General features: G+C 65.0%; 24 protein-coding genes. 22 read left to right on the forward strand and 2 right to left on the reverse strand.

Annotation, left to right across the window (positions count from 1 at the left end; translation table 11 throughout):
• Nucleotides 1–5 precede the first annotated feature (5 nt).
• The 9 genes from ACOMD9_RS13935 (at nt 6) to ACOMD9_RS13975 (ending at nt 9,026) form a co-directional block, all read left to right on the forward strand.
• Nucleotides 6–677, forward strand: coding sequence for an ANTAR domain-containing response regulator (locus ACOMD9_RS13935; protein ID WP_421415935.1), 672 nt, complete (start codon nt 6–8; stop codon nt 675–677).
• Between the two features lie 478 nt (nt 678–1,155).
• Nucleotides 1,156–2,391, forward strand: a complete 1,236-nt coding sequence (locus ACOMD9_RS13940; RefSeq protein WP_421415938.1) for a transporter substrate-binding protein — start codon at nt 1,156–1,158, stop codon at nt 2,389–2,391.
• A 65-nt stretch (nt 2,392–2,456) separates the two neighbouring features.
• On the forward strand, nt 2,457–3,326 hold the full coding sequence (urtB, locus tag ACOMD9_RS13945; RefSeq protein ID WP_421415940.1) for an urea ABC transporter permease subunit UrtB: 870 nt from the start codon (nt 2,457–2,459) through the stop codon (nt 3,324–3,326).
• Nucleotides 3,327–3,337: 11 nt separating this feature from the next.
• Nucleotides 3,338–4,468, forward strand: coding sequence for an urea ABC transporter permease subunit UrtC (gene urtC / locus ACOMD9_RS13950; protein ID WP_421415943.1), 1,131 nt, complete (start codon nt 3,338–3,340; stop codon nt 4,466–4,468).
• Nucleotide 4,469: 1 nt separating this feature from the next.
• The gene (gene urtD / locus ACOMD9_RS13955; protein ID WP_421415945.1) at nt 4,470–5,216 is read left to right on the forward strand and encodes an urea ABC transporter ATP-binding protein UrtD; all 747 of its coding nucleotides are present in this window, start codon (nt 4,470–4,472) and stop codon (nt 5,214–5,216) included.
• Nucleotides 5,209–5,904, forward strand: a complete 696-nt coding sequence (urtE, locus tag ACOMD9_RS13960) for an urea ABC transporter ATP-binding subunit UrtE (protein WP_421415948.1) — start codon at nt 5,209–5,211, stop codon at nt 5,902–5,904. The genes urtD and urtE overlap by 8 nt, the downstream gene beginning before the upstream one ends.
• Before the next feature lie 74 nt (nt 5,905–5,978).
• Nucleotides 5,979–7,025, forward strand: coding sequence for an aliphatic amidase (locus ACOMD9_RS13965; RefSeq protein ID WP_421415950.1), 1,047 nt, complete (start codon nt 5,979–5,981; stop codon nt 7,023–7,025).
• A 64-nt stretch (nt 7,026–7,089) separates the two neighbouring features.
• Nucleotides 7,090–8,220 (forward strand): AAA family ATPase, encoded by a 1,131-nt coding sequence (locus ACOMD9_RS13970; protein WP_421415953.1) that lies wholly within the window; start codon nt 7,090–7,092, stop codon nt 8,218–8,220.
• A gap of 380 nt (nt 8,221–8,600) precedes the next feature.
• Nucleotides 8,601–9,026: a DUF3617 domain-containing protein gene (locus ACOMD9_RS13975; protein ID WP_421415955.1), complete on the forward strand. Its 426-nt coding sequence runs from the start codon at nt 8,601–8,603 to the stop codon at nt 9,024–9,026.
• Between the two features lie 71 nt (nt 9,027–9,097).
• On the opposite strand, the gene ACOMD9_RS13980 is transcribed toward ACOMD9_RS13975, so the two are convergent.
• Nucleotides 9,098–12,211, reverse strand: coding sequence for an efflux RND transporter permease subunit (locus ACOMD9_RS13980; protein WP_421415957.1), 3,114 nt, complete (start codon nt 12,209–12,211; stop codon nt 9,098–9,100).
• The gene (locus ACOMD9_RS13985; protein WP_421415960.1) at nt 12,211–13,320 is read right to left on the reverse strand and encodes an efflux RND transporter periplasmic adaptor subunit; all 1,110 of its coding nucleotides are present in this window, start codon (nt 13,318–13,320) and stop codon (nt 12,211–12,213) included. The genes ACOMD9_RS13980 and ACOMD9_RS13985 overlap by 1 nt, the downstream gene beginning before the upstream one ends.
• A gap of 382 nt (nt 13,321–13,702) precedes the next feature.
• Here ACOMD9_RS13985 and ACOMD9_RS13990 point away from each other — a divergent pair, with 382 nt between their 5' ends.
• The 13 genes from ACOMD9_RS13990 (at nt 13,703) to ACOMD9_RS14050 (ending at nt 26,287) form a co-directional block, all read left to right on the forward strand.
• Nucleotides 13,703–13,909, forward strand: a complete 207-nt coding sequence (locus ACOMD9_RS13990; RefSeq protein WP_421415963.1) for a Flp family type IVb pilin — start codon at nt 13,703–13,705, stop codon at nt 13,907–13,909.
• Nucleotides 13,910–13,980: 71 nt separating this feature from the next.
• Complete coding sequence (locus tag ACOMD9_RS13995; protein ID WP_421415965.1) at nt 13,981–14,526, forward strand: A24 family peptidase; 546 nt, start codon at nt 13,981–13,983, stop codon at nt 14,524–14,526.
• Between the two features lie 156 nt (nt 14,527–14,682).
• Nucleotides 14,683–16,047, forward strand: coding sequence for an AAA family ATPase (locus ACOMD9_RS14000; protein ID WP_421415968.1), 1,365 nt, complete (start codon nt 14,683–14,685; stop codon nt 16,045–16,047).
• Nucleotides 16,044–16,862 carry a Flp pilus assembly protein CpaB gene (gene cpaB, locus ACOMD9_RS14005; protein ID WP_421415970.1) on the forward strand — a complete coding sequence of 273 codons (819 nt, stop codon included), beginning with the start codon at nt 16,044–16,046 and terminating at the stop codon, nt 16,860–16,862. The genes ACOMD9_RS14000 and cpaB overlap by 4 nt, the downstream gene beginning before the upstream one ends.
• Before the next feature lie 141 nt (nt 16,863–17,003).
• Nucleotides 17,004–18,569 (forward strand): type II and III secretion system protein family protein, encoded by a 1,566-nt coding sequence (locus ACOMD9_RS14010; protein ID WP_421415973.1) that lies wholly within the window; start codon nt 17,004–17,006, stop codon nt 18,567–18,569.
• A 34-nt stretch (nt 18,570–18,603) separates the two neighbouring features.
• Nucleotides 18,604–18,879: a hypothetical protein gene (locus ACOMD9_RS14015; protein ID WP_421415976.1), complete on the forward strand. Its 276-nt coding sequence runs from the start codon at nt 18,604–18,606 to the stop codon at nt 18,877–18,879.
• A gap of 36 nt (nt 18,880–18,915) precedes the next feature.
• Nucleotides 18,916–20,103, forward strand: a complete 1,188-nt coding sequence (locus ACOMD9_RS14020; RefSeq protein WP_421415979.1) for an AAA family ATPase — start codon at nt 18,916–18,918, stop codon at nt 20,101–20,103.
• 100 nt (nt 20,104–20,203) lie between these two features.
• A complete protein-coding gene (locus tag ACOMD9_RS14025; RefSeq protein ID WP_421415981.1) occupies nt 20,204–21,568 on the forward strand; it encodes a CpaF family protein in 1,365 nt (454 codons plus the stop codon).
• Nucleotides 21,559–22,551: a type II secretion system F family protein gene (locus ACOMD9_RS14030; protein ID WP_421415984.1), complete on the forward strand. Its 993-nt coding sequence runs from the start codon at nt 21,559–21,561 to the stop codon at nt 22,549–22,551. The genes ACOMD9_RS14025 and ACOMD9_RS14030 overlap by 10 nt, the downstream gene beginning before the upstream one ends.
• 12 nt (nt 22,552–22,563) lie before the next feature.
• Nucleotides 22,564–23,532 carry a type II secretion system F family protein gene (locus ACOMD9_RS14035; protein WP_421415987.1) on the forward strand — a complete coding sequence of 323 codons (969 nt, stop codon included), beginning with the start codon at nt 22,564–22,566 and terminating at the stop codon, nt 23,530–23,532.
• 49 nt (nt 23,533–23,581) lie between these two features.
• Nucleotides 23,582–24,526 carry a tetratricopeptide repeat protein gene (locus ACOMD9_RS14040; RefSeq protein WP_421415990.1) on the forward strand — a complete coding sequence of 315 codons (945 nt, stop codon included), beginning with the start codon at nt 23,582–23,584 and terminating at the stop codon, nt 24,524–24,526.
• A 46-nt stretch (nt 24,527–24,572) separates the two neighbouring features.
• A complete protein-coding gene (locus ACOMD9_RS14045) occupies nt 24,573–25,025 on the forward strand; it encodes a TadE/TadG family type IV pilus assembly protein (protein WP_421415992.1) in 453 nt (150 codons plus the stop codon).
• Nucleotides 25,026–25,027: 2 nt separating this feature from the next.
• A complete protein-coding gene (locus ACOMD9_RS14050) occupies nt 25,028–26,287 on the forward strand; it encodes a pilus assembly protein TadG-related protein (RefSeq protein ID WP_421415995.1) in 1,260 nt (419 codons plus the stop codon).
• Nucleotides 26,288–26,655: the final 368 nt, after the last annotated feature.

Here is a 26,655-nt window from a genome sequence, read left to right on the forward strand (position 1 = left end):
ACTCGATGGCAACGAGCAACATCATCCGTGACGTGCGTGCCCTGAGGGTGCTGGTACTGCATCCTCAGGATACTCACGCCGAAGAGTTACTGCAGCAGATCAGACGCATCGGCTGCAGGGCCGAGGCAAGTTGGCCACTACCAGGTCGGCTGCCAGCGGGCGTGGATGTAGTTTTTGTGGAGGTCAAGGAAACCACGCCGAAAGGGCTTGATACCCTGTTTGGCAGTGAAACCCCGGGCCGGCCTACGCTGATCGGGGTGGCCGGCTACGAGAACCCTTCAGTGTTGCAAAACCTGCTTGATCTTAAAGTTGATGCAGTGGTGACCAAGCCCCTTCGCCCATACGGCGTATTGAGCAGCATCGTCATGGCACGTCGGATATGGCAGGAGTTTCGTGCGGTCGATAAACAGATAGCCCAGTTGAAGGACAAGGTGCAGAACATCCAGAAGGTCAGCCAAGCCAAGTTCATTCTCATGCGGCTGCACCAGATAACGGAAGAGGAGGCATACAAGACCATTCGGTCGCAGGCGATGGCCAAGCGAACGACCACCGCCGAAATTGCCCAGGCAATTATCAATGCCGATGGCATACTCGGAAACATAAGCACAAAAAGGATCATCTACGAAAATAACGAGGACGATGAAAAATCTACCGGCTTTGGAAAAGTCGATTCGTAGGTTAAACCCGGCGAGAATCACACATGGTCATGATAACTCAAAACAAAGACATATAGTTTCCAGGTGCACTGCGCTTCTGTTTCGCGCTTGTTCACGTTTTGCTTGGTCGCGAATCTCTTCGCGCAGAGCGGGCGGCAACGGAGCCGCTTTAAGCTTGTAAGCAAGTGATGGCGAACAGCGGAGGCTGGTTTGGTATTGCCTGTTGAATATAAAACCGTGCCTGCTTGATTAAGCGGGATGACATGCTTCGTCCAGTTGTTTTGTTAGGTGTGAGACAAAAAATATACTTGCAAGAGTGATGGTTTTGTTATTAGAGTGAAGTGAGGCCCGGTGCCGACAATGTCACAGGGCCTACAACAGGCAGAGAAGCCCCTTGGTTAGCGATGATCAGTCGCAGCTGAGGGGCTTTTTTGTTTTTCCAAGAATAAAAAAGCGCCTGGCTGGTGTAGCGGGCACAGAGGTGAAGGAGACACAACAAATGAAAAGACGTGATTTCTTGAAAGGTGTAGCTGTGACGGGTGCGGCCGGCGTGGTCGGTTTCCCCGGGATCTGGACACAACGGAAGGGTGCTTGGGCATCGAATGGCGAGATCCCTGTCGGGATTCTCTTCTCGCTCACTGGAGCCGTTGCGGTCGTGGAACGCACATTGCACGACGCAGCACTGATGGCGATTGAGGAGATCAACGACAACGGTGGCATACACGGTATGCGCCTGCGTCCCTACATCGAAGACCCAGCCTCGGATCCGGCGACCTATGCCGATCGTGCTCGCCGACTGGTCCTGCGTGACAACTGCGTCAGCGTATTCGGTTCCTACACTTCGGCGAGTCGCCAGGCGGTCCTGCCGGTGGTAGAGGGCAGGGATAATCTCTACTGGTATCCCACCCTGTACGAGGGGCGTGAGTGTTCACGTAACGTCATGTACGGCGGAGCAGTGCCTAACCAGCAGCAGCAGGAGTTCGTGCCTTGGCTGGCTGAAAACTTCGGCGGCCGTTTTTACTTGATCGGCAATAACTATGTTTACCCCAGGGAAGAAAATAATGTCTGCAAGATGATCCTGGGCCAAATTGGCGGCGAGGCTGTGCACGAGGAGTACGTCCCCATGGGGCACTCCGATTTCAGCTCGGTGATCAACCGGATCCGCCAGACCACCCCTGATGTCATCTTCTGCACTCTGGTAGGGGATTCCGATGTAGCCTTCCAGCGGCAGTTCCATGCCGCAGGCTTCGATCCGGCGCAGCTGCCAGTGGCCAGTCTGACCCGTTCTGAAGTCGAGGTTAAGGCGATGGGCGGTGAAGCAGCTGCAGGTCACTTCAGCTCCGCTCCATACTTCATGGGTCACGAATCACCCGAAAACCAGCGCTTCGTCGAGGCCTATCAACGCAAGTATGGCGCCGATCAGGTCACTCATTTCGTCAGCGAGGCTGCTTACTTTCAGGTTTATCAGTTCAAGGCAGCGGTTGAGCGTCTCGCTCCCAGTGACATCAATCCACAAAGCATTCGGAATGCTGCCGCTGGCCTAACCATCATCGCGCCGCAAGGCGAGATCCTCATCGACGAGAACCTGCATACGCACCTCTGGCCCAAGGTCGCCCAGTGGCAACGGAACGGTCAGGCGAACATCGTCATGCAGTCGCAGGAGCGCATCTCCCCGGAACCCTACTGGGCTTATGAAGGGCAGGGGTGTACTGGCGAAGGTCTTGTCACGTCGTGAACAAAACAATGGTGCACCCGGCAATATGTATTGCCGGGTGCACCAGCTGAATCAGAGGTGTCTCAATGGATGCTTTCTTGAATCAAGCCTTCGCCGGACTCAGCATGGCATCGATCCTGCTCATGGTGGCACTCGGCCTGGCCATCATCTACGGCGCCATGGGGGTGATCAACTTGGCACATGGCGAGTTCGTCATGCTCGGTGCCTATAGTGCCTGGCTGCTGCAGACCTACCTGGGGCTGGGCATCCTTGTGGCGTTGCCTGTCGTCTTCCTGATGGTCGCTCTGGTGGGGCTGCTGGTGGAGCGGGGCGTCGTGCGTTGGCTGTATCACCGCCCTCTGGACACGATCCTGGCGACCTGGGGAGTGGCGATTCTTCTGCAGCAGGTGGTCAGGACCGTTATCGGCACCGAGTCCCGCTACGTGGCCCGGCCTTCAATTCTGGACGGTAACCTCGTCTTTGGTGGCGTGGTCATGTCCAACTATCGAATTTTTCTGATCTTTTTCTCGCTTGCCGTGGTTGCCGCCACCTGGTTTTTGTTAAAGCGCAGCGAATTCGGCACCAAGCTACGGGCGGTGATCCAGAACAAGGAAATCTCGGAGTGCTACGGCATCCGCGCGGACCGGGTCTATGCACTGGCGTTCGCCTATGGCGCGGGTCTTGCTGGTATGGCCGGCGCGCTGATCACGCCCCTGGTCAGCGTCACACCCACCATGGGCACCTATCTGGTCGTCGATGCCTTCCTGGTGGTGATTGTCGGTGGCGTCGGCAGCCTGCTGGGCACGGTTGCCGCCGCCGGCCTGGTCGGCGAGGCAACGGCCATGTTCTCGATGTTGATGAACGACACCATCGGTCGTATCGCGGTCCTGCTCGCCATCATCTTCCTGATTCGGTTCAAGCCCCAGGGGCTGTTCCCGGACAAGGTACGCCGTTGAGGAGTCTACCCATGAACAGAACCTTCAAGACCGACTGCATCGGCTACGCCTTGTTTGCGATTCTGCTGCTCGTCGTCATCCCCTGGGCCGTGAGCTTCGATGGCTTCGCCCTCAACACCTACGCGCGCTATCTCGCCCTGGGCATGGTGGCGATGGCGCTGGCGTTGTCCTGGGGCTATGCGGGCATCCTCAATCTCGGCCAGGCCGTGCCGTTTTCCCTGGGCGCCTACATCATGGCGATGCACCTGAAACTTCAGGCCAGCGCCCACATGCCCGGTGGCCTGCCGGACTTCATGGGCTGGACCAACGTCGAGGCATTGCCCTGGTTCTGGCAGCCATTCCACTCGTTGCCGGTCACCCTGATCGCCGGCATCGCGGTGCCTGTCGCGCTGGCGGCGCTGCTGGCGGCGTTCATGTTCCGCGGACGTATCACCGGCGTGTTCGTTGCCATCATCACGCTGGCGTTCCTGGTGGCGGTCCAACTGGTGTTCATCGAAGAACAACGCTACACCGGCGGCCAGAACGGCCTGACGGGGCTCGCGCCGTTGCAGCTATTCGGTTGGCGCGTGGACAACTACAGCACCCAGTTCTACTACCTGGTGGCCGTCTGCCTCATGGCTTCCCTGGCGATCGGACTCGCCCTGGTACGCAGCAAGGTGGGCCTGGTCCTCAAGGCCATTCGTGAGGACGCAAGCCGGGTGCGCTTCTTCGGTTACGACGTCGCTCGCTACGAAACCCTGGCGTTCTGCACCTCCGCGGCGATTGCGGGCTGGGCGGGCATGCTCTACGTCCTGGTCCTCGAGTTCGCCTCTCCCACCTACATGGGCGTCGCCTTCAGCCTGGCCATCGTGATCTGGTGCGCGGTGGGCGGCCGGGAGTCGCTGGTTGCCGCCGCCTTGGGGGGAATCATCGTCAACCTGCTGGAGGGCAGACTGTCCGACATGTTCGTCGACGGCTGGACCTTCTTCATCGGCGCACTCTTCATCCTCGTGGTTCTGGTCGCTCCCAAGGGTCTGTTCGGCCTGGTGCAGAGCGCTGTTCGTCACACCGGCAAGGCGCTTCGCTCGGAGCGTGGCGACGCACGCGGCAGGTGGCTGGCGACCGGCGTGGGCGCGCGGCGAATCGACAACGGAGGACGCTGACGTGGCGCATTTGGAACTCAAGAACCTGTCGGTCCAGTTCGGTGGCTTGAAGGCGGTCAACAATCTCGACCTGAGCGTGGCGCAAGGCGAACTGCGCTGCCTGCTCGGTCCCAACGGTGCGGGCAAGTCGACCACGCTGGACCTCATCTGCGGAAAGACCGCCGCCACCTCGGGCCAGATCCTGTTCGAAGGGCGTGACATTACCGGACTGAGTGAGCACCGGCGTGCACGTGCGGGAATTGGACGCAAGTTCCAGACACCCTCTGTCTTCAAGGAGCTGACGGTGTTGGAAAACATGGAAATAGCGCGCTCCCAGAACCCCGGGATTCTGGCTTCGGGATTCGTTTTTCGCACCCACGTTCGGGGACGGATGAAGGAGATCCTGGAACTGGTTGAGCTGAAAGATCACATCCACACCAAGGCGGGAAATCTCTCTCACGGTCAGACCCAGTGGCTCGAAATCGCGATGCTGCTCATTCAGGACGCCAAGCTGATTCTCATGGACGAGCCGACGGCAGGCATGACGATCCAGGAGACCCGGCGTACCGGCGAGATATTCAACTCGCTGAAGGGACACCACACCATGATCGTGGTCGAGCACGACATGACCTTCGTGCGGCAGATCGCCGAGACGGTAACGGTGATGGAGTTGGGTGCCCTGCTGGCACAAGGCTCGATCGAGGAAATAGAGAGCGACCCGAAGGTCCGGGCGGCCTATCTGGGCAACGAGGTGGCCAATCATGCTTGAAGCACTCGACCTTTATTCTTTCTACGGCAAGAGCCCGGTACTCCAGGGTGTCAACTTCCAGGCGGGAAAAGGCGAGCTGTTCAGCATTCTGGGCCGCAACGGCGTCGGGAAGACCACGCTCTTGAAGAGCATCATGGGGCTGACGGACGGCATCAAGGGCTCACTGCGGTTCAAGGAAGAGGACATCGGACAGCTGCCGACCCCGGAACGTGCCCGTCGTCGGATCGGCTACATCCCCCAGGGCCGAGCCATTATCCCCCGCTTCACTGTTAAGGAGAATATCCTCATGGGTGCCTTCGGCCGTGAAGACGGTCGGCGCGAGATGCCAGAAGGGGTTCTGGAGCTCTTCCCCATCCTCAAGGAATTCATGAACCGTCGCGGTGGCGATCTGTCCGGCGGCCAGCAGCAGCAGCTCGCCATTGCTCGCGCCCTGGCGCTTGGCCCTGAGGTGCTGTTGCTGGACGAGCCCACCGAAGGCATCCAGCCCAATATCGTTCAGCAGATCGAGGAGGTGATCCTCCATCTCAACAAGAAGATGGGAATAACCGTCATGCTGGTGGAGCAGAACATCCCGTTCGCACGCCGGGTTTCCGACAAGTTCATCGTACTCGACAAAGGCCGGGTAGCGGTGGCGGGCAGTGCCGAGGATCTCACCGACGAAGTCGCACATGAGTTTCTCGCGTTCTAGGGCTGGCCTCGTGTCAGCAGTGTTTGCCGCGTAGAGGCGGCGATCTTGAGACGTAAAATAACAGGAGTTGAATCATGAGACACGGTGATATTTCGAGCAGCAGCGATACGGTAGGCGTGGCCGTCGTCAACTACAAGATGCCACGCTTGCATACTCGCCAGGAGGTCCATGAAAACGCCCAGAAGATTGCCGACATGATCGTCGGCATGAAACAGGGCCTGCCAGGCCTGGATCTGGTGATCTTCCCGGAGTACAGCCTGCAGGGGATCATGTACGACCCCGACGAGATGATGGAGACTGCGGTCACCATTCCGGGCGAGGAAACCGAGATTCTCGCCCGCGCCTGCCGGAAGGCCAATACCTGGGGGGTGTTCTCCCTCACCGGGGAGCGCCATGAGGATCATCCCAAGCGCAACCCCTACAACACCCTGATCCTCATGAACAACCAGGGTGAGATCGTGCAGACTTACAGGAAGATCATTCCCTGGTGTCCGATCGAAGGCTGGTACCCCGGCAACCAGACTTTCGTCAGCGACGGTCCCAAGGGCATGAAGATCAGCCTGATCATCTGCGATGACGGCAACTACCCCGAGATCTGGCGCGACTGCGCCATGCGCGGTGCCGAGCTGATCGTTCGCTGCCAGGGCTACATGTATCCCGCCAAGGAGCAGCAGATCAACATGGCCAAGTGCATGGCCTGGGCCAACAATTGCTACGTGGCGGTAGCCAACGCCAGCGGCTTCGATGGCGTCTACAGCTACTTCGGCCACTCCTCGATCATCGGCTTCGACGGTCGCACCCTGGGGGAGTGCGGCACCGAGGAGAACGGGATTCAGTATGCCCAGCTGTCGGTCAGCAGCATCCGCGATGCGCGCGCCAACGACCAGTCGCAGAACCACCTGTTCAAGATCCTTCACCGCGGCTACTCCGCCCTGCACGCAGCGGGCGACGGGGACAAGGGGGTCGCGGACTGCCCGTTCGAATTCTACCGCAACTGGGTGAATGACGCGGAAAAGACGCGCGAACAGGTCGAGGGCTTCACCCGTTCGAAGGTCGGTGTCGCCTGCGCTCCGGTCGGAACACTTCCGTACGACGCCAAGGAAGAGGAACACGGCGGCTGACCTGCCGTTGTGCTGACCTGGTCCGGCCGAGAAGGCCGGACCGGACCCATGCAGGGGGAGCGATATGCCTTTTCTCAATGAAATGCTGGATGAAAGCAGCCGCAAGCGGTTGGAGCTCGAGCGTCTTGCGGCGGAAAACGAGGGAGTCGCCGTGCCGGCGCAGCCGTTGGATGCCACGGCGATCGAAAGTCGCTATCGCTTCGACGTGGACGGCATCATGGCCGCCGTGCGTAGCGAGATACTCGGACAGGACGACGCCTTGATGGCACTAGAACGTGCTCTGCGAATCGTACGGGCGGACATTGCCGACCCTCGGCGCCCGCTGCATACCGCTTTGTTCCTCGGGCCTACAGGCGTGGGGAAGACCGAGATGGTACGCGCCCTGGCCCGAGCCCTGCACGGCGACGCCGACGCGTTCTGTCGCATCGACATGAATACTCTGGCACAGGAGCACTATGCTGCCGCGCTGACCGGCGCTCCGCCGGGTTACGTGGGTAGCAAGGAAGGCACCACCCTGTTCGACCAGAGCCTGATCGAAGGCTCCATTGGCAAGCCAGGCATCGTGCTCTTCGACGAGTTGGAAAAGGCCTCGGATGAGGTGGTGCAGGCCCTGTTAAACGTATTCGACAATGGACGCCTGACGGTCGCCTCAGGGGAGCGCACCTACAGCTTCCGAAATTCTCTTGTATTCATGACCAGCAACCTGGGAGCCAAGCGCATCCAGGCACATGAACGTGCCAAGAGCCGTTGGCCGAGGAGGCTGCTGCCGCCATCACCGCTGCGAGACAAGAAGGTCCTCACGAAGCTGGCAGAGCACGAATTGCTGCGCCGCTTCACCCCGGAATTCGTCAACCGAATCGATACGATCACCGTCTTCAACTGGCTGAACAATGACATCCTGGAATCACTGATCGACATGGAAATTCAGCGGGTCAACCGCCGCCTGGCAAAGCACGGGGTCACACTTAAGCTGGATCACGCCGTGAAGCGCCATATCGGCAGCATCGGATTCGATCGGAAGTATGGTGCACGGTCGCTGCGCCGTGCGATACGTCAGCACGTGGAGGCGCCACTTGCTGTCTTCCTGCTGAACGATCTTCAGCGGGATGATGAGCGTAAGTTGTTAGAGGCGATTCTGGAGGCGGGTACGGTGAAGTTTCGGCACAGCGGCATGGGGAAACCTGGCTGCGAATAAAGTAGCGTATGATTTCCAACCGGGTGGGTGTCACTGACTATCGTATCTCACCCTAGTCATCTCCCCTTGTTATGAGAAGTGCTCCTCGAGAATCGGACCAGGGGCTAAGCCTTGCTCGAACTGACCGAGAGGCCTGATCGTGATAGAAACGTCGCTAGTACAGCAGTGACTTAAAGGCAAAGGCAGCCCTCGCCGCCTTGAAAGGGATCAGATGATACCCCCACTGCTCCGCTCTCTTCGCAGCCACCGGGTTCGGGAGATCCGTCGGCAGGGCGTTGGAAGCAGGTTTCTCGTCGAAAATTGGGCAAGCGCCCCGATTCGGGTAAGCTGACCCCCGTGCCGAAGGAGAGGCATGCCATTCACAGACCGGGAGACACCCCATGCCGTTACGTTCCCTGCTGGCCGCTGCCGTGCTGGCCCTGCCGCTGGCCGCCGTGGCCGACACCCCCAACATCGTGCCGGGCCAGTGGCAGTTCACCAGCACCACCTCGGTGAAGGGCGACATGCCGATCCCCGACCAGACCGAGACCCATCAGGAGTGCATCGTCCAGGGGGACCTGGATGACGCGGAGTTCCACCTCATCGAGGAGGAAGAGGGTTGCGAGCTGCTCGAGCATAACGTCAGCGCCGATGGTGTCGACTACCGCATGGTGTGCCGCGCCGAGGGTGGTGAGGCCAACATCGATGGTCACATGGCGTTTCTCGGCGAGCGGGTCGAGGGCGGTGTGGACATCCTGACCGATTCGCCCATGGGCGAGATGCAGATGCATACCGACATCCAGGGCGAGCGTATCGGCGACTGCTGATCCCCGGCTCTCCCTCGACGAAGAAGGCCACCGCTCGGTGGCCTTCTTCGTTGTCATGACCCGCCCGGGGATCAGTACTCGGCGAGGCTGTCCTCCATTTCCGATTCCAGCCGGCGCTTCACTTCGCCGGGTGACCCGGTGCGGCGGGCCAGCAGGTCGTAGGCCACCGGTACCACGAACAGGGTGAAGAGGGTGGCGGCGGCGACCCCGGCCATGATCACCGTGCCGATCACCATGCGCGCCTCGGAACCGGCACCGCCCGAGACGATCAGCGGGATGGACCCGGCCATGGTGGTCACGGCGGTCATCAGGATCGGCCGCAGGCGGGTCACCGAGGCGTCGACCAGGGCATCGCGGAAGGCCATGCCCTGGTCGCGCAGCTGGTTGGCGAACTCCACGATCAGGATGCCGTTCTTGGTGGCCAGGCCGATCAGCATCACCAGCCCCACCTGGCTGTAGATGTTGAGCGACTGGCCGGTGACCAGCAGCCCCAGCAGGGCGCCGCTCATCGCCAGGGGCACGGTGAGCATGATCACGAAGGGGTGCACGAAGCTCTCGAACTGGGCGGCCAGCACCAGGAACACCACCAGGGCACCGAGCACCAGCAGGAAGGTGGTGGCGCCACTGGCCTCGCGGTAGTCCCGCGAGGGGCCGGCCACGTCGGTGTAGGCCTCCGGTGGCAGGATCTCGGCGGCGGTTTGCTCCAGGTACGCCAGTGCCTCGCCCAGCGGATAGCCGTTGGCCAGGTTGGCCTCCAGGGTGATGGCGCGGATGCGGTTGAAGCGGTTCAGCGTGCCGGGGCCGGCGAAGTCGGTGAGCTGCACCAGGCTGGCCAGCGGGATCAGCTCGCCCGTGCGCGACGAGCGCACCTGGATGTTGTCCAGCGCCCGGGGGCTGTTCTGGCTGGCGCGGTCGCCCTCCAGGATGACGTCATACTCCTCGCCGTCGTTCACGTAGCGGGTGACGTTGCGCCCACCCAGCAGCACCTCCAGGGTGCGGCCGATCTCGGTGACCGTGACGCCGAGGTCCGCGGCGCGCTCGTAGTCGATGTCGACCCGCAGCTGTGGCTGGGTCTCCCGGTAGTCGCTGTCGAGACCGATCAGGTCGGGGTTGTGCTCGCGGATTTGCGCGAACATCCGGTCGCGCCAGTCGGCGAGCTGCTCGAAGGTGCCGCCACCGAGCACGAACTGCACCGGCTTCACGGTGCGCTGGCCGAATCCCGAGCGCATCACCGGGAAGGCCTGCACGCCGGGCAGGTCGGCGAGGCGGTCGCGCACCTCGGCCATGATCTCCCAGGCGCTGCGGCGGCTGCCCCAGTCGGTGAGGCCCATGATGACGAAGCCGCCGTTGAAGGTCTCGATGTTGCCGAAGCCCCGGGGGGCACGCACCACCACGCGCTCGGCGTCGCCGGACTCGACCAGCGGCATCAGCCGCGTCTCGATCTCGTCCATGTAGTCCAGCATGTAGTCGAAGGTGGCGCCTTCGGGGCCGTTCACCAGGATGAAGAAGTTGCCGCGGTCCTCCTGGGGGGTGTACTCGTTGGGCAGCAGGTCGGCCATCCACGCCGTCGCGGCGACCAGCGCCACGAACACCGCCAGCACCGCCAGGCGTGCCTTGAGCACCCAGCCCAGCAGGGTGCGGTAGAGGCGCTGGGAGAGCTCGAGCAGCCACTGCACGGCACGCGCCACGGGGCTGTCGTACATCGCCGGCCTGAGGATCTTCGAGGCCATCATCGGCGTCAGCGTCAGCGCCAGCAGGCTGGAGATCGCCACGGCCGCGGCCATGGTCAGGGCGAACTCCGAGAACAGCCGGCCCACGGTACCCTGCAGGAAGCTCAGCGGCACGAACACGGCGATCAGCACCAGGGTGGTAGCGATCACCGCGAAGGCGATCTGGCGGGTGCCGCGGAAGGCGGCGACCAGCGGCGTCTCGCCGTAGTCGTGCATGCGTCGGTTGATGTTCTCCAGCACCACGATGGCGTCATCGACGATCAGGCCGATGGCCAGCACCAGCGCCAGCAGCGTCAGCAGGTTGATGGAGAAGCCCAGGGCGGCCAGGGCGATGAAGGCGCCGATCAGCGCGATGGGCACCGTCACCGCCGGCACCAGGGTGGTGCGCACGTTGCCCAGGAACATGAAGATCACCACCACCACCAGGCCCATGGCGATGAACAGCGTCATCACCACCTGCCGGATGGCACCGGAGACGAACACCGAGGCGTCGAAGTTCATGCTCAGTGTCATGCCCTCGGGGAGGGTGCCCTGCAGGCGCTCCATCTCGGCCTGCACCCCGCGAGAGAGCTCCAGCACGTTGGCGGTGGACTGCTTCATCATGCCCAGGCCCACCAGGGGGGTGCCGTTGGCACGGAACAAGGTGCGGTCCTCCACCGAACCGATCTCGACCCGGGCCACGTCCCCCAGGCGCACCAGGTAGCCGTCTTCGCCGCGGGCCAGCGACAGGCGCGCGAAGTCGTCCGGCTCGTTGAAGCCGCGGGGCAGGCGCACGATGAACTGGCGGTCGCGGGACTCGATGGAGCCCCCCGGCAGCTCGACGTTCTCGGCGCGCAGGGCGCTCTCCACGTCGCTCACGGTGAGGTTGCGTGCCGCCAGGGCATTGCGGTCGAGCCACACGCGCATGGCGTAGTCGCTGCCACCGCCCACCCGTACCCGGGCCACGCCGGGCTGTACCGAGAAGCGGTCGACCAGGAAGCGGTTGGCGTAGTCGGTGAGCTCGGGGATGGTGTAGCCCTCGCCGGAGAGGCTCAGCCACACCACGATCTCCTCGCTGGAGTCGGCCTTCTGCACCTCGGGCGGGGAGGCGTCGTCGGGCAGGTTGCGCAGCGCACCGGAGATGCGGTCGCGGATGTCGTTGGCCGCGGCATCGATGTCCTTGTCCAGGCCGAACTCGATGTTGATCCGCGAGCGGCCATCCTCGCTGGACGAGGTGATGATCTCGATGCCCTCGACCCCGGCGATGCGGTCCTCGAGCACCTGGGTGATGCGTGTCTCGACGACACTCGCCGAGGCACCGGGATAACGGGTGTCGATGCTGACCACCGGCGGGTCGATCGAAGGGTACTCCTGCAGTGCCAGGCGCTGCAACGAGAGCAGGCCGAAGGCGACGATCAGCAGCGCCAGGACGGTGGCCAGCACCGGGCGCTGTACCGAGAGATCGGACAGGCGCATCAGGCGTCTCCCTCGCCGCGGCTGGCCTCGAGGATCTCGCGGATCGAGGTCTCGTCATCGGCGATGCCCAGCAATGCCACCCTGTCTCCCTCCCGGGCGCGCTGCACGCCATGGGCCACCACCAGTTCACCCGCCTCGAGCCCCTCGAGGATCTCGGCCTGGCCGATGCGACGCTCGCCCACCCGCACCTCGCGGCGCTCGAGCCGGTTGTCGTCGTCCTCGTCGATCACCAGCACGTACTGGCGATCGCCGCTGGGGATCAGCACCGACTCCGGCACCACCACCGCCTCCCGGGGGCTGCGCCGCAGCACCACCTCCATCAGCATGCCGGGCCGCAGGCGCAGCTCGGGGTTGGCAAGCTCGGCGCGCACGGTGACGCTGCGGCTGACCGGGTCGACCCGCGAGCCGACGCTGGCCACCTTGCCCTCGAAGGTCTCGTCGGGGAAGGCCACGCTATGGGCGGTCAGGGGCAGGCCCGGCTCGAGCAGCGCCAGGTAGACCTCGGGCACGCTGAAGTCGAGCTTCATCACGTCCAGCTTGTCCAGGGTCACCAGCTCGGTGCCCGGGGTGACCAGGGCGCCGATGCTGACGTTGCGAAAGCCCACCACGCCGTCGAAGGGAGCGCGCAGCCGGTAGTTGCCGAGCCGTGCCTCCAGCGCCTGGATCTCGGCCTGCACCTGGCGCAGCCGCGCCTGGGCGTCCTCCACATCGGCCCGCGGCGCCATGTTGCGGCTCTGCAGCTGGGTCAGGCGTTCCACGGCATTGCGGCGCTCGTCGCGCAGCGCCTGGGCCACCCGCAGCTGGGCCTGCTCCTCGCCATCCTCCAGCCGTACCAGCAGCTGGCCGGCCTCCACCTCCTCGCCATCGCGGAAATTCACCTCGGCGACGATCTCGGTGACGGTGGAGGAGATGGTCACGCTCTCGTCGGCGCGCAGGCTGCCCAGCGCCTCCAGGGGGTCGCTCCAGGGCTCGAGGCTGGCCCGGGCAGCGATCACGGCGGTTCGCTCCTGGGCGGCCAGTGGCGGGCTCAGGGCCAGGCAGAGCAGCAGGGCGAGTGCCGGCAGCCAGCGGGCCGGCGAGGAGGGGGCGGAGCGTGATGTCGGGGTCATGGGGGCTCTTGGTGTGATGCAGGCAAGCGATGTGGCGAGGCGACGGGCGGGCCGCCCATCCCTGGGAGCCTGCCTGGGCGCATGACAATAGCCTAGCCATCCGGCGCTTACGGAGTGTGACAACAATGCACAAGATAAGGCCGCTATCCGAGGCTTTCAATGTACAAGGCCTGTACATGATAGGGCAATCGATTCGATACGGCCGCTCCCTCCCGCCCGGCGGCCCCCGCGCCAGGGCAGCGCAAGATACTCCTAGGGCGCTGCAAGATACTCCAAGCGTAACTGTATTGTAACAGCGATGCTCAGTCACGTGAGCCGGGGCCAGAGGCGCCGGTTCCCGACAACAGCAAGCTTGAAAGACAAACAGACGGGAGAAGCAACCATGAGCAAGCTGATGCAGGGTATCGAGCGCTTCTGGCGCGAGGAAGAGGGCACCGAGGTGGTGGAGTGGGCCCTGGTAGGGGGACTGATCGTGGCCGTTGGTGCTGCAATATTTGTAGTGATTGGTGAGAACGCAAGGCAGTTTCTTGCAAGTATCAATGATGCTCTTGTTGCAGGTGGTGGAGATTCAGCAACGCCTGCGGAGTAAGGTGATTTCCCAGGAAAAGTCGCTGACATGGATGTTGGCGATACCACCTACATTATTATTAAGGGGGCATCATGCGCTATGAGCACCTGCTGATTCTCGGCCTGATACTGCTGCTGATCTGGAGCGCGGTAGCCTGGGATCTGCGGTCACGGCGTATCCCCAACCTGCTCGTTATGGCCGGGGCCGCACTGGGCATCCTGCTGCAGGTGATCACAGCAGGTCCCGGCGGTGTCCTGGCCGCCATCACGGGTCTGCTGGTGGGGCTGGCGATCCTGATGCCCGGTTACCTGATGGGCTTTACCGGCGCCGGAGATGCCAAGCTGATGGCCGCGGTGGGCACCTTTATTGGCCCATGGGGCGTCTTGCAGGCGGCACTGGCCAGCATCTTCGTCGGCGGCGTGATCGCCCTGGGGTTTGCTTTCAGTGCACTGGTTTCCCGTCAATCGATCTCTCCCTGGCGCCGCTATGGGCTGATGCTGAAGACACTGACCGTGACAGGGAAGCCGCTCTATATCGCGCCCCAGGAAGGGGAGGTGATGGGCAGGAAGTTTCCCTTTGCGGTGTCGATCGCGATTGGTACGACGGGTTGGATGATCTGGCAATGGCCGCTGGGCTAAAAGAAGACGGAAGAAAAAAGAAGGAAGATGGAAGAGGGAGAGGAAGAGGGAAGAGGGAAGAGGGAAGAGGGCAGAGAATTCCGGGAAGTTACCAGCGGCCATTGCCAGGCCATTCGATAACGATAAAGCAGTTTGTAACCTAATGTGAGGTGGTCCATGAGCCAGGAAGCGCCAATCTTCCACAACGTCACCGCCAGCCGCGCGGCGGCCCGGCAGGCGCCGCGCCCCGGCACAGTGGCGGAGACCGGGCTCTCGGTGCTCTATCTGGGCGACCTGCTGGTCAAGCAGCTCTTCGAGCAGGGCGTGCTCGACCTGCACCAGCTGAGCCGCGGCACGGCGCTGGCCGGTAGCGTGGTGGAGGAGACCTGCCGTTTCCTGCGCGACGAGGGGCGCCTTGAGGTGCGTGGCCAGGGCAACGGCGGGGTGCTGCGCTTCGGGCTGACCGACCGCGGCCGCGCCTCGGCGCTGGAGGCACTCAACCGTGACGGCTACAGCGGCGTGGCGCCGGTCACCCTCGAGGCCTATAACGCCCGGGTGCGCCGCCAGGCGCTCAGCGACGTGGCCATTCGCCGCGACACGGTGATGGACGCCTTCGCCGACACGGTGATCGATCCGGCACTGCTCGACCAGCTGGGCCCGGGGCTGCACTCCGGCCGCGCCATGTTCATCCACGGCGAGGCGGGCACCGGCAAGAGCTATATCGCCCGGCGCCTGGTGCGGCTGCTGGAGGGCGAGGTGCTCATCCCCCACGCCATCCTGGTGGGGGGCAAGGCGGTGCGCTGCTACGACCCCGCCGTACACCAGGCGCTGGAGGACCCGGCCGAGGCGCCGTCCGCCGCCCAGCTCTATCTCGAGGAGGGGCACGACCCGCGCTACGTGCGCTGCCACCGCCCCTGCGTGGTCACCGGCGGCGAGCTGACCATGGAGCGGCTCGAGATCCAGTACGACGCGGCGACTCATATCCACCAGGCGCCGGTCCAGCTGCTGTCCAACAACGGCATGCTGGTGATCGACGACCTGGGCCGCCAGCGCATGACCCCCACCGAGCTGTTCAATCGCTGGATCGTGCCGCTGGAGGAGCGTCGCGACTTCCTGGCGCTCTCCAATGGCTACCACTTCAGCGTGCCCTTCGACGTGGCCCTGGTGTTCTCCACCAACCTGGACCCGCTCACCCTGGCCGATGCCGCCTTCCTGCGCCGCATCGGCTACAAGATCCGCTTCTCGCCGCTGTCCCGCGACGCCTACCTGGCGATCTGGCGGCAGCAGTGCGAGGGCCAGGGGCTGCCCTTCGAGCCGGCGCTCGGCGAGTTCGTGATCGACGAGCTCCACGCACGCTTCGGCGTGCCGCTGCTCGCCTGCCACCCCCGCGACCTGCTGAGCCTCGCCGGGGACCAGCTCGACTACCGGGGCGGCCAGGCACTCGATCGCGAGACCCTGGCCTGGGCCTGGCAGACCTACTTCGGCGACTTCTCTGATTCAGCGAACGGCGACGTCGCCGCCAACCGGAGGGATGCATCATGAAACGCAAGGGGATCTTCGCCATGTTCGCGCTCTCGCTGATGATGGCGCTGGGGGCGGCTGTGGTGGCCATGAACTGGATGCAGGAGCAGGGCGGCGAGGGCGACGCCCTGGCCGATGCCACCCAGGTGGTGGTGGCGGCCCTGCAGGTGCCCTTCGGCACCACCGTGCAGGCCTCCGACCTCAAGGTGGTGACCATGCCCAAGGACGTGGTGCCGCCCAACAGCTTCAACGATGTCGAGAACGTGGTGGGGCGGGTCAGCAACCAGGTGATCTACCCCGGCGAGGTGGTGCTCGAGGGGCGGGTCTCCGAGCACCTGGGCGGCAGCGCCCTGGCCGCGCTGCTCGACCCCGGCAAGCGCGCCATGAGCGTGCGGGTCGACGACGTGGTGGGGGTGGCGGGCTTCCTGCTGCCGGGCAACCGGGTCGACGTGGTCTCTTCCAGGCGCAACGGTAGCCGCAGCGATGTCGAGTCGAAGACCGTGCTGCACAACCTCAAGGTGCTGGCGGTGGACCAGATCGCCAGCCAGGAGCGCGACGGCCCGGTGATCGTGCGCGCGGTGACCCTGGAGGTAACCACCCAGGAGGCCGAGACCCTGGTCAAGGCCACCCAGGAGGGCAAGGTGCAGCTCACCCTGCGCAACCCCCTGGAGAAGGAGGAGGACTCCGGCCTGCTGGCGGCCCAGCGCACGGTGCTCAATGTCGACGAGCCCGAGGAGCGGGCCTCGCCGCCACCGCGGCGGCGAGCGGCACCGGTGCAGCGCCAGGTGCAGGTAATACGCGGCACCCAGAGCAGCACGGTCAACGTGCGCAACTGACTCGCCAGGGAACACGAAGGTCGACCGCCGGGGCAGGGGCGATCACGGCAAACCGGGCATGAGAAGGGAATGGGAAGGGAACAAGAAGGGAAGGAACAACAGAAGACGCAGAAGAAGAACAGGCAACCGGGGAGAATCGACATGATCAGGCAAGGCGAATGGCTGAAATGGCTGGCACTGGCACTGCTGGCACTCCTGGCGGCGAGCTGGGCATCCCAGCTCTCGGCACAGGTCGGCGAGCAGCGTAGCGTCGCCATGCCCCAGGAGGGGCGGGCGGTATCGGTGGCCGTGGCGATCAACAAGGGGCAGGTGCTGCAGTTTCCCCGGGCGGTCGGGGTGGTCTCGGTGGGCAACCCCGAGATCGCCGATATCGTGGTGATGGGCTCCCGCCAGATCTATGTGCTGGGCAAGTCCACCGGCACCACCAACGTGGTGCTCTGGGACCGCTCGGAGAACGTCGAGGGCACCCTCAACGTCACCGTGACCCACGACCTGGAGACGCTGAAGAGCAACCTGCACGAGCTGCTGCCCGGCGAGAACGTCCAGGTGCGCTCGGCCCAGGAGGGCATCGTGCTCAGCGGCGAGGTCTCCAGCGCCGAGCGGCTGGAGACCGCGCTGCGCCTGGCCAACCGCTTCGCCGGTGGCGGCGAGGGGGCCGTGCTCAACCTGATGCAGGTGGGCGGCGCCCAGCAGGTGATGCTCGACGTCAAGGTGGCGGAGGTGTCGCGCTCGCTGGTCAAGCGCCTGGAGGCCAACTTCAACGTCTTCAATGTCGGCTCCTCGGCGCTGCGCATCGGCGGCGTCAGCGGCGGGGCCAGCTTCCCGGATGCCACATTCTCCGGAATGGGTGGAGATCGCTTGTCAGCATTGCCTTTTTTCCCGGGGCAGACACCCGTTGGCCCCGCCGTGTCCGAGTTCTCTCCGGCCACCGCCACCATCGAGGACACCGGTATCTTCGCCAGCTACCAGCGCAGCGACTACCTGCTCAACCTGGTGCTGGATGCGGCCAGCCGCGAGGGGGTGGCCAAGATCCTCGCCGAGCCCAACCTCACCACCCTGACCGGCCAGCCGGCCCAGTTCCTCGCCGGGGGCGAGTTCCCCATCCCCGTGCCCCAGGGCGACGGCCAGGTGGCCATCGAGCACAAGGAGTTCGGCGTGGGGCTCGGCTTCCTGCCGGTGGTGCTGGACTCCGGCACCATCAACCTCAAGGTGGACGTCTCGGTCTCCGACCTGGTGCCGGTCAACAGCCTGCAGGTCGGCGTGGGTAGCGGGGTAAGCGCCCAGTTCTTCGTGCCGGCCCTGGCCAAGCGCAGCGCCAGCTCCACGGTGGAACTGGCCACCGGCCAGACCATCGCCATCGCCGGCATGCTCAACGAGACCCTGCGCGAGAACGTCTCCAAGCTGCCGGGCCTGGGCGAGGTGCCGGTGCTGGGGGCCCTGTTCCGCAGCCAGGAGTTCATCAAGGAGCAGACCGAGCTGGTGATCTTCGTCACCCCGCGGCTGGCCCGCTCCTTCGCGCCGGAGCAGGTGCGGCTGCCCACCGGTTCCTTCGTGCCTCCCAACGACCTGGAGTTCTACCTGCTGGGCAGCTTCCGGTCGCTGGAGGAGCGCGACAACCCCCTTCCGCGTCCCACCAGCTTCGACCTGGAGCTGATGTCGAGCCGCCCGGAGGGCGGAACCGAAGGCCGGTTCGGCCATGACCTCTGATCGCCGTCGCTGCAACCATTCGGGAGAACGCACCATGTTTCGTTCACATACCGTCCTGTCGTCCCGCCTGCCGCGACACGCCTGGCTGCCGGCCATCGTCGTCACCCTCTTGCTGGCCGGCTGCGTGGCGCCGAAGCCCGGCGCCGACCTGCCGCCCTTCGGCGACAGCGTACGCCACACCAAGTCGATACAGACCTGGGAGCCCGGCGACCAGGTGACGCCACTGCACGGCGCCAAGGCGGCGGAGGCGATGCGCACCTATCGCCTGGCGCCGGCCGGGGGCGGTCAGGCACCCGGCTCCGCGCAGTGAGGCTGCCGACAACTTCGATGACAAGCAGGTGATGCAATGCGTAAACGGCTCGAGATACTGCTGGCGGGACGGGCCAGGGAGGAGTTGCAGGCCCTGGAGACGCTGCTCTGCAGCCAGGCGGACATCCAGGCGAGTTCCCGGCTGATGGTCAATGGCAGCGTCGATCCCCTGCAGGGCGTCTCGCCCCTGCCCGATGCCCTGATACTGCTGGTCGGCGATCACTGGGAGGCCGAACTCACCGCACTGTGCGAGCGGCCGGCGAGCGAGCGTCCGCCGCTGCTGGTGGTGGGGCCCAGGGGGAACGTGGAGCTGATTCGCCTGGCCATGCGCGCCGGGGCGCGGGACTTCTTCACGCCGCCCATCGACGATGGCGAGATCCTGCAGTTCCTGCGGGAACTGGATCGCGACCGTCGCCAGGAAACCGGCCGGGTGGCGCGCACCACCGCGGTGATCAACGCCAAGGGCGGTTCCGGGGCCAGCCTGGTGGCGGCCAACCTGGCCCATCGCCTGGCGAGGCAGGGGCGCAGTACGGTGCTGGTCGACCTCGACGTGCAGTTCGGCTCGCTGCCGCTCTATTTCAACCTGGTGCCCGACCATGGCCTGGTGCGAGCCCTGGAGTCGGCCGACAGCCTGGACTCCCTGGCGCTGGAGGCCTACCTGCGGCGCCACGAGAGCGGGCTGGGCCTGCTGGCCTCCTCGCCGGGGGATCGCCTGAGCCTGGGCGAGGTGCCGGAAGGCCGCGTCGAGCAGCTGCTGCAGGTGCTCGCCCAGGCCCACGACGAGGTGGTGGTGGACCTGCCGCGCTGGATCAACGGCGCCACCGCCTGCGTGCTGGAGCGCGCCGACCATGTGCTGGTGGTGATGCAGCAGGGCGTGGCGCACCTGCACGATGCCCAGCGCCTGCGCGACATCCTCCTCCACGAGCTCGGCCTGCTGTCGTCACGCGTCAGCGTGGTGGTCAACCGCTACGACAAGCGCAGCGACATCGACCTCGAGGCCATCGGCGATGCCCTGCCGGGCCTGACGCTGCACACCCTGCCCAACGACTTCAAGCGGGCCTGCCACAGCATCAACGTGGGCAGCCCGCTGCGTGATATCGCCCCCAGGTCGCCCCTGACCCGCCAGTTCAAGGCGCTGGCCGAGGCCCTGGATGCGCCGCCGCCCGGCGCCGGCCAGCCCCGCAGGCGCTCGCTGCTGGGTTGGGCCCTGCCGGGACGGCATTGAGCGACGGACAGGGCAAGGTAGGAAAAACATCCAACGAAAAGCCACACCTCGAGTGGTGGCATCCGGACATAGCGCAAGGCGGACATCAAGGAGAGTGGCGATGAACCTGCGAGATCGAATGACCCCTGCCGTGGATGTCGACCCGCGTTCGAGCTGGGGAGGGCGCGGGCCCGGCCGGCTCTCCCAGGCCGAGCAGGAGTACAAGCAGAAACTGTTCCGCCAGCTGGTCAAGGTGATGGACCTGACTCTGCTCAGCACCCTGGAGGAGCGCGAGGCCCGGTCGCAGGTGCAGCAGGTGTGCGAGTCGCTGATGAGCAAGGAGACCCTGCCCTTCAACGCCGCCCTGCGCCAGCGCATCGTCACCGAGCTGCAGGACGAGGTACTGGGGCTGGGGCCGCTGGAGACGCTGCTCGCCGACAGGAGCGTATCGGACATCCTGGTCAACAGCACCACGCCCATCTACGTGGAGCGCCGCGGCAAGCTGGAGCAGACCGAGCTGCGCTTCGACAGCGACGCCCACCTGATGACCATCATCGACCGCATCGTCTCCAGCGTGGGGCGACGCATCGACGAGTCCTCGCCGATGGTGGACGCCCGCCTCAAGGATGGCTCGCGGGTCAATGCGGTGATCCCGCCGCTGGCCATCGACGGCCCCATGCTGTCGATCCGCCGCTTCGCGGTGGAGCGCCTCGGCGTCGACAGCCTGGTGGAGTACGGCAGCATTTCGCCGGAGATCGCCCGGCTGCTGGAGAAGGTGGTCAAGGGCCGGCTCAACGTGCTGGTCTCCGGCGGCACCGGCGCCGGCAAGACCACCCTGCTCAACGTGCTTTCGGGGTTCATTCCCCACGACGAGCGCATCGTCACCATCGAGGACTCGGCGGAGCTGCAGCTCCAGCAGCCCCACGTGGGACGCCTGGAGACCCGGCCGCCCAACATCGAGGGCAAGGGTGAGGTGAGCCAGCGCGACCTGGTACGCAACAGCCTGCGCATGCGCCCCGACCGCATCGTGGTCGGCGAGGTGCGCGGCGGCGAGGCCTTCGACATGCTGCAGGCCATGAACACCGGCCACGACGGCTCGTTGACCACCATCCACGCCAACACCCCCCGCGATGCCCTGACGCGCATCGAGAACATGGTGGCCATGAGCGGCTACCAGCTGCCGCCCCAGGCGCTGCGCTCGCAGATCGCCTCGGCCATCGACGTGGTGGTGCAGATCGAGCGCCAGGAGGACGGCGTGCGCCGCCTGGTCAGCGTGCAGGAGGTCAACGGCCAGGAGGGCGAGATCATCACCATGTCGGAGATCTTCCGCTTCGAGCGCGAGGGCATGGACGCCGAGGGCAGGGTGGCCGGCCGCTACCTGGCCACCGGGGTGGTGCCCGGCTTCCACGACCACCTCAAGCGCCGCGGGCTCGATCCGGGCCTGGAGATCTTCCAGAACACCGGAGGGCAGCGGTCATGGATCTGATCAGCCTGGACATCCAGCTCTCCGATCGGACGATCGTCATCGGCATGGTCTTCATCGCCGCCTTCCTGCTGGTGCAGAGCTTCCTGGTACCCGCCTTCGGCGAGAACCGCCAGGCGCAGAAGCGCCTCAAGAAGCGCCTGCGGGCGATCTCCGCCGAGTCGGAGCGCAGCGAGATCTCGCTGGTGCGGCGCAAGTACCTGCGAGAACTCTCGCCCCTGGAGCGGGCGCTGGAGGCCCTGCCCGGCATGGAGCGGGTGGAGCAGCTCGTCGAGCAGGCCGGCCGCGAGACACCCGCCTATCGGGTGGTACTGCTGGCGCTGGTACTGGGCGTCGGCGCCGGTGTGGCGGGGTTCTTCCTGCTGCCGCTGCCCCTGGCGGTGCTGCTGGGGCTCGCGGCCGGCGCCTTGCCCTTCCTGCGCCTGACCCTGGCCCGCAGCCGGCGCCTGGCCCGCTTTGAAGAGCAGCTGCCCGACGCCCTGATCATCATGGCCCGGGCGCTGCGCGCCGGCCACCCCTTCAGCGATGCCATGCACCTGGTGGCCGAGGAGATGGCCGAGCCCATCGCCGGCGAGTTCCGCACCACCTTCATGGAGATCAACTACGGCGGCGACGTGCGCGGCGCCATGCTCGGCCTGCTGCGGCGGGTGCAGAGCGTGACGGTGATGATCTTCGTCACCTCGGTGCTGATCCAGAAGGAGACCGGCGGCAACCTCGCCGAGCTGCTCGACGGCCTGGCCGCGGTGGTGCGCGACCGCTTCCGCTTCCACCGCAAGGTGCGCACCCTCTCGGCCCAGGGGCGCATGGCGGCCTGGATCCTCTCGCTGCTGCCCTTCGTGCTGGCGGGGGTATTGACCCTGACCTCGCCGAAGTTCCTGCCCATGCTGACCCAGGACCCGACCGGGCGGCAGCTGGTGGTGGCGGCCTTCGTGATGATCGTCATCGGGATCCTGTGGATGCGCAAGATCGTGCGCATCGAGGTGTGAGGAGGGCATGACATGGAAAGCGTGATGATGTGGCTGGAACCGTTGAGTGAACGGCTCGATGACCCCCAGGCGATACAGCTGGGCTTTGCCGCCATGCTCGGCCTGGCGATCTTCGCCCTGATGATTGCGGTGATGCTGGTGGTGATGGGCATGTCCGATCCCCTGCGCCGGCGCCTGCGCCACCTGGAGGCCAGCGCCGCCACCGGCAACGCCGGGGAGTCGGGGCTGGGGCAGTGGCTGGGCCCCATGGGCGAGCGCCTGGTGCCCACCGAGGAGGAGGCCAGGAGCCGTATCGCCCGGGACCTGCGCCGCGCCGGCAAGCGCTCGCCGGGGGCGGTCAACCTCTTCTTCGGGGTGCGCCTGCTGTTCACCGTGGTGCCGCCGCTGCTGTTGCTGATCCTGGTGGTGCCCTTCGTGCGTATAGACCCGGCGATCAGCGTGATCCTGGTGGTGATCTCCGCCATCGTTGGCTACCTGCTGCCACGCTTCTGGCTGGAGCGCACCATCAAACGCCGTGGCCTGCTGCTGCGCCGCGGCCTGCCCGATGCCCTCGACCTGCTGGTGGTGTGCAGCGAGGCGGGGCTGGGCCTGGGGGCGGCCATCCAGCGGGTCGCCCGCGACCTGGAGGTGAGCCACCCGGAGCTGGCCGAGGAGCTGCACCTGTTCGGCCTGCAGACCCGGGCCGGCATGGACAACAAGGCCGCCCTGCGCGACCTGGAGGAGCGCACCGGCGTCGACGACATTCGCGGCCTGGTCACCACCCTGCTGCAGAGCATGCGCTTCGGCACCAGCATTGCCATGACCCTGCGTATCTACGCCGTGGAACTGCGCGACAAGCGCACCCAGGAGGCCGAGGAGAAGGCCGCCAAGGTCAGCACCAAGATGCTCTTCCCGCTGATCTTCTGCGTCTTTCCCAGTTTCTTCGTGGTGGCCCTGGGGCCGCCACTGCTGGGGGCCATGGCGGCCCTGGCCGGTCGCTGAGCCGGCACCACGCGATAACGACGATAACCAGTATTCGGGGGAAGCTGTCATGACAACCCAACATCACCTTCGCATCGCCTGTGTGGCGCTCGCCCTGACCCTGGGCGGCTGTGCCAGCACCGCCCAGCAACAGGGCGGCGCGGATCCCTATGCATCGCTGGGGGGAGGGGGCTCCTCGGTGGAGTACAGCACGGCCTTCCCGGTCGCCTCCCCGGAGGAGGCCTACCGCAACGGCAACGCCGCCATGCGGGCCGGCGATCCCGACCGGGCGTTGTTCGAGTACCTGCGCGGGCTGCGCATGGAGAAGCGCCCGCAGCCCGACCCGCTCTACAGCGTCGGTATCATCCACCATGGCCGCGGCAACCATGACCTGGCCGAGAAGGCCTATCGCTGGGCACTGGAGATCGATGCCGGCCACCTGGGGGCCAACACCGCCCTGGGGATCGTGCTGCTCGAGCAGCGGGACTTCGAGACGGCCAGGCAGCACCTCGAGCCGCTGGTCGCGCGGGGCAGGGCCCCCTGGCAGGCCTACAACGCCCTGGGGGTGATCGCCGACATGAGCGGCGAGCATGCCCAGGCCCGGCAGCACTTCGAGAAGGCGCTGGAGATCGCCCCCGGCACGCCACTGGTGCTCAACAACCTGGGCTACTCGCGCTACCTGGCCGGCGACTGGCCGGGGGCGCGCCAGTCGCTGCGCCGCGCGGTGAGCGCCAACCCCAGCTACGAGCTGGCCTGGCGCAACCTGGGGCTGGTCTATGCCCGGGAAGGCGACCACGAGACGGCCATCGAGGCCGTGGCCCGCAACGGCGACCGGGCCAAGGCCTACAACGACATCGGCTATATCTCGATGCTCGAGGGCCGCTATCAGGATGCCATGGGCTTCTTCCACGAAGCCATGCGGCTGTCGCCGGCCTATTACCTCACCGCCAGCCAGAATGCCCGCAACCTCGACAGCCTGTTGCGGCGCAATGGCGGTGGCAGCCGCGAAGAGTGAGGGCAATGAGTCTCGGTAAGGGTGGCCAGAAGCGGAGGAACGGAACATGACAGGTCGGAAACGGCAGCGAGCGTCGCTGCACAGACAGCGGGGGACAGAAACCGTCGAGTTCGCCATCTCGGCCACGCTGCTGTTCCTTCTATTGTTCGGCATCATCGAGTTCAGCGTCGCCCTGTACGACAAGGCAACGTTGACCAATGCCAGCCGGGAAGGGGCCAGGACGGGGATTCTGTTCAAGCCACAGCCACGGGACCTGGCCACCGAGAACGCCGCCATCGAACAGGCGATTCGCGACTATGCCGAGCAGTACCTGATCTCGTTGGGTGGTCCTGCGGAGATGGCGATCGACATCCAGCGCTCCGACGACACCATGCCGCCGGGCAGCGATGTCACCGTCATCGTCGACTACCCCTACCAGTTCCTGCTGCTGCCCAGCTTCATCGGTACCCTGGGCGGGATCCTGGAGCTCTCTGCCACCACCACCATGCGAGCGGAATAGCCATGAACATGCACACATCCCGACGCGCCGGCTGGCGCCATGGCGCCCCCGGCCGGCAGGGCGGCGTCTCCATCGTGCTGGTCACCCTGGCGCTGTTCATGCTGCTGGCCTTCACCGCCCTCTCGGTGGACGGCGGCAACCTCTTCGTGGCCAGAAACGAGCTGCACAACGCCGCCGATGCCGGTTCCCTTGCCGGTGCCCGCTTCCTCTATACGGCGGATGGCAGCTCGGTGAATCCCGGCGCCAACCAGATCGCCACCGATGCGGCCCAGGCCAACGACAGCCAGAACACCCCGTCGGAAGTGATCAGTGCGCTGCGCGGCCACTGGAGCTTCGCCAACCGAACCTTCACGCCCGACGACTCCCTGGAGCCGGTGAACCTGACGACCAAGACCACCGAAGAGCTGGATCAATATGATCCCTTCGATCCTTTCATCAACGCCGTGGAAGTGGTCACGGCCCGGGAGCAGACCCAGGTGGAGGCCTTCTTCGGCCGGGTGCTGGGTTTCGAGGGCTATGACGTCGTTGCACGCTCTGTGGCCTATATCGGCTTCGCCGGCACGCTGCGGCCCGAGGACGTGGACCAACCGATTGCCTTGTGCCAGCAGGCGCTCCAGGATCCGGACGGCAACTACTCCTGCGATGTGGGGCGCTTCATTCCCGAGGGCGACCAGACCGGCGGCTGGACCAACTTCGAGCATGACCAGAGCGGCGCCACCAATGCCAACGAGCTCAGGAACCTGGTGTGTGGCGACGGCAACGAGAACGAGATGTACTACGGCGAGGATATCGCCACCAACAACGGCCAGGTGCAGTCGGCCTTCAGTGACCTCTACGACTGCTGGGTGGAGGCGACGGATCGCGAGATCACCTGGACCCTGACCCTGCCGGTGATCGACTGCGAGGACGGTGTCTCTCCCAGCAACGCCCTGGTGGGGGCGGTCACCGTGCATATCGTGTGGATGGTGAGCAATGCCCAGGAGAACAAGATCGACGAGTTCGCTCCCGAGCGGATGAGCCTGGCGCCGGATTCCGAAGACGTGGAGTGGCCGGGCGACTGGGAGAACACCAGTACCGATGGCGAGGCGCGCTGGGGAGACTTCGTCGACCATTTCGGCCTGCAGTTCCAGAACGGCGATCCCGCCGACTGGCGCAAGATGAGTATCTACTTCCTGCCCAGTTGCGACTATCACGAACCCAAGGGCCAGACGGGGGGCGAGAACTTCGGCATCCTGGCGCGAATACCCGTCCTGGTGGACTAGCAGCCCGAGCCCCCCTTGGCGCTGGCCGACTGCCTTGCAGCCAGCGCCCTTTTTATTCCGTGCTTTGCAAACTGGCGTCGAGCCGCGAGAAAGCTCGGCTTGTCTGTTGGAAGTGACCAGGCAAGGGCGGGGATTCGTCCCTTGGGAATCCCCATGTTATCTCGACGTTGGCAGCTTGTTCGCCGGACAAAGGCGCCGAGACCGCCCCTATGGGGTCAGACCCGAATGGCACTTACTTAAGACGCTGACCGACGATAATCGGTTGATTTACAAGAAAACGGACGATGGAATGCGGTATTGTGTAAGTCGCGAAACCACACACAAACCGCAGACCCATCGCCCGCTTCCATGACATATCCTACTGCTCT

This window comes from Halomonas terrestris, assembly GCF_049166755.1.
GTDB lineage: Bacteria > Pseudomonadota > Gammaproteobacteria > Pseudomonadales > Halomonadaceae > Halomonas.

Bases quoted from the DNA above. Each gene is read 5' to 3' on its own strand.
- ACOMD9_RS13935 (WP_421415935.1), top strand. From the start codon at position 6: ATGGCAACGAGCAACATCATCCGTGACGTGCGTGCCCTGAGGGTGCTG.
- ACOMD9_RS13940 (WP_421415938.1), top strand. From the start codon at position 1,156: ATGAAAAGACGTGATTTCTTGAAAGGTGTAGCTGTGACGGGTGCGGCC.
- urtB (WP_421415940.1), top strand. From the start codon at position 2,457: ATGGATGCTTTCTTGAATCAAGCCTTCGCCGGACTCAGCATGGCATCG.
- urtC (WP_421415943.1), top strand. From the start codon at position 3,338: ATGAACAGAACCTTCAAGACCGACTGCATCGGCTACGCCTTGTTTGCG.
- urtE (WP_421415948.1), top strand. From the start codon at position 5,209: ATGCTTGAAGCACTCGACCTTTATTCTTTCTACGGCAAGAGCCCGGTA.
- ACOMD9_RS13965 (WP_421415950.1), top strand. From the start codon at position 5,979: ATGAGACACGGTGATATTTCGAGCAGCAGCGATACGGTAGGCGTGGCC.
- ACOMD9_RS13970 (WP_421415953.1), top strand. From the start codon at position 7,090: ATGCCTTTTCTCAATGAAATGCTGGATGAAAGCAGCCGCAAGCGGTTG.
- ACOMD9_RS13975 (WP_421415955.1), top strand. From the start codon at position 8,601: ATGCCGTTACGTTCCCTGCTGGCCGCTGCCGTGCTGGCCCTGCCGCTG.
- ACOMD9_RS13980 (WP_421415957.1), bottom strand. From the start codon at position 12,211: ATGCGCCTGTCCGATCTCTCGGTACAGCGCCCGGTGCTGGCCACCGTC.
- ACOMD9_RS13985 (WP_421415960.1), bottom strand. From the start codon at position 13,320: ATGACCCCGACATCACGCTCCGCCCCCTCCTCGCCGGCCCGCTGGCTG.
- ACOMD9_RS13990 (WP_421415963.1), top strand. From the start codon at position 13,703: ATGAGCAAGCTGATGCAGGGTATCGAGCGCTTCTGGCGCGAGGAAGAG.
- ACOMD9_RS13995 (WP_421415965.1), top strand. From the start codon at position 13,981: ATGCGCTATGAGCACCTGCTGATTCTCGGCCTGATACTGCTGCTGATC.
- ACOMD9_RS14000 (WP_421415968.1), top strand. From the start codon at position 14,683: ATGAGCCAGGAAGCGCCAATCTTCCACAACGTCACCGCCAGCCGCGCG.
- cpaB (WP_421415970.1), top strand. From the start codon at position 16,044: ATGAAACGCAAGGGGATCTTCGCCATGTTCGCGCTCTCGCTGATGATG.
- ACOMD9_RS14010 (WP_421415973.1), top strand. From the start codon at position 17,004: ATGATCAGGCAAGGCGAATGGCTGAAATGGCTGGCACTGGCACTGCTG.
- ACOMD9_RS14015 (WP_421415976.1), top strand. From the start codon at position 18,604: ATGTTTCGTTCACATACCGTCCTGTCGTCCCGCCTGCCGCGACACGCC.
- ACOMD9_RS14020 (WP_421415979.1), top strand. From the start codon at position 18,916: ATGCGTAAACGGCTCGAGATACTGCTGGCGGGACGGGCCAGGGAGGAG.
- ACOMD9_RS14025 (WP_421415981.1), top strand. From the start codon at position 20,204: ATGAACCTGCGAGATCGAATGACCCCTGCCGTGGATGTCGACCCGCGT.
- ACOMD9_RS14030 (WP_421415984.1), top strand. From the start codon at position 21,559: ATGGATCTGATCAGCCTGGACATCCAGCTCTCCGATCGGACGATCGTC.
- ACOMD9_RS14035 (WP_421415987.1), top strand. From the start codon at position 22,564: ATGGAAAGCGTGATGATGTGGCTGGAACCGTTGAGTGAACGGCTCGAT.
- ACOMD9_RS14040 (WP_421415990.1), top strand. From the start codon at position 23,582: ATGACAACCCAACATCACCTTCGCATCGCCTGTGTGGCGCTCGCCCTG.
- ACOMD9_RS14045 (WP_421415992.1), top strand. From the start codon at position 24,573: ATGACAGGTCGGAAACGGCAGCGAGCGTCGCTGCACAGACAGCGGGGG.
- ACOMD9_RS14050 (WP_421415995.1), top strand. From the start codon at position 25,028: ATGAACATGCACACATCCCGACGCGCCGGCTGGCGCCATGGCGCCCCC.